Source organism: uncultured Fibrobacter sp. (genome assembly GCF_937877005.1).
Taxonomy (GTDB): domain Bacteria; phylum Fibrobacterota; class Fibrobacteria; order Fibrobacterales; family Fibrobacteraceae; genus Fibrobacter.
This window is the reverse complement of sequence record NZ_CALEFV010000198.1, coordinates 1-1,662: the sequence shown is the minus strand read 5'-3', so window position 1 is coordinate 1,662 and position 1,662 is coordinate 1. Positions and strand designations below refer to the sequence as shown.

At 52.3% G+C, this 1,662-nt stretch carries 3 protein-coding genes; 1 reads left to right on the top strand and 2 read right to left on the bottom strand.

All coding sequences use genetic code 11. The features are described 5' to 3' along the window. Positions 1 to 406, top strand: a 406-nt coding sequence (locus Q0628_RS09215) for a hypothetical protein (protein WP_298770342.1), incomplete at its 5' end; no start/stop codon positions are given. A gap of 12 nt (positions 407 to 418) precedes the next feature. Here Q0628_RS09215 and Q0628_RS09210 read toward each other — a convergent pair. Continuing rightward, on the bottom strand, positions 419 to 871 hold the full coding sequence (locus Q0628_RS09210) for a hypothetical protein (RefSeq protein ID WP_298770340.1): 453 nt from the start codon (positions 869 to 871) through the stop codon (positions 419 to 421). Positions 872 to 946: 75 nt separating this feature from the next. Continuing rightward, the coding region (locus tag Q0628_RS09205) for a hypothetical protein (protein WP_298770338.1) at positions 947 to 1,662 on the bottom strand (716 nt) is incomplete at its 5' end.

The following is a 1,662-nucleotide window of genomic DNA, read 5'->3' as shown; positions in this document are numbered from 1 at the left end:
CGGCATGCGCACCGCCATTGCCGAACTCCATTACCTCTACCCCGTTTACGACGACTGGCGCAAGAGCGCATGGATATTCGAGACCCGCAGTTTCTACATCGACTTGTTCTCGCAGATGGGCGCCGCCTGGAACGGCAAGTGGTTCGACACCGACAAGTTCACCGACCACCGTTTCTGGGACCGCTCCGTGGGCTTAACCTTCCGCATGAGCAACCGAATCTTCTACAGCGTGCCGTTCGACATCTCGCTCACGCTCGCCCGCGGTCTGAACCGCATCGACGAAGACGAGAATTTGCATGGGGGTAAAAAGCTTACGCCCATTGACCTTCCGGCAATACCCGAAAGCATCGCCCCCACTCGAATCAAATTCGCCATTGGAATGGGATTTGTAAATAGTTGGCAATAGCCAACGGGCGGACTAGAGTTCGCCGTATTTTTGTTTGGGCTTGACTTCGCCGGGGAGCAACTGTCCCGGACTTGTGCGCTGGCCGTCCTTACCCGTAAAGTTCGGATTGTAGGGTTTGACCTGCGCCTTCTTCTGTTCGGCCTGCAAGTCCAGCATATGCCGCTCCCATTCCTGCATGGCCTGGTCCAGTTCCGCGCGAGCATTGAGCATCAGTTCCTTCAACTGCATCAACTCCAGCATCTTGTCGCGCTTCATGATCCACAGCTCTTCTTCTTCGGGCATGCGCTCAATGTTAAAGAGCAAGTTCATGTATTCTTCTTCGGCTGCGCGGTATGCCTTCTCCATTTCCTTGTAGACCATGTAACGGTCATCGACCATCGTCTGTTGCGGCGACGGATGCGTGGCACAGCCCACCATGGCGAGAGCCACAAGGAAAAACAATTGTACACAAAAAAACTTACGCATAGGCCATTAAAATGTGCAATGTGAAATGTGAAATGAATAATGAACAATTAATAATTACACATCTCACATCACTAATTATTCATTCTCTTCCGCTTTCTTGATCGTATACAGTCTTTCGAGTGTAATCTGGCTCTTGAAGGTCGCTGTGTCCTTCGTGTCGGGGTTCACCATGGTATGCGTTCCGACCTTGACTTCACGTTCCTGGCAAGGCACGCCCGTCGTCGGGTCAATCATGACCTCGAACTGGGTCTGGTATTCCGCCTTCAAACCCTTATTGTACTTCTTGAACTGTTCGGGAACAATGCCGCTATTCACGTGCTGTTCCCAAATGTAGTACGGGAAGTTTTCCTTTTCCTGCAGGTACACCACATAGTCCAGGCAGCGGCGATGGTCGCGGTTTTCAAAGCCCTTCACCACCACGGAATCCACCTGAATCAAGGCAAAGTTCAAGCGGCCCTGGTCCTTGAGCATCTGCGTAATGTTACCCTTGGTCGGCACTTCGCCCAAAAGCATGTGGTCCATTTCCCAGCGGTGCTTTTCCAAGCGTCTCAAGTGCGGCTTGTAATCCGGATTCAAAAGCTGCTTGCGCCACACTTCGGGCATCGGAATACGGGCAAGCAGGGAATCGTAGCCGTCTTCAAGGCCTTCGATAGTCTTTACTTCGCGATCAATGGCAGCCATATCCACAGACTTCACGCGCCAAGCCAGTTCCGAAGGCATGTAGTTCTTCAAGTAACCGCGCGACTTGTCCATCACGTAATCGCGGTGCACCTTCAAGGTATCGCCCGCAT

Bases quoted from the DNA above. Each gene is read 5' to 3' on its own strand.
- Q0628_RS09210 (WP_298770340.1), bottom strand. From the start codon at position 871: ATGCGTAAGTTTTTTTGTGTACAATTGTTTTTCCTTGTGGCTCTCGCC.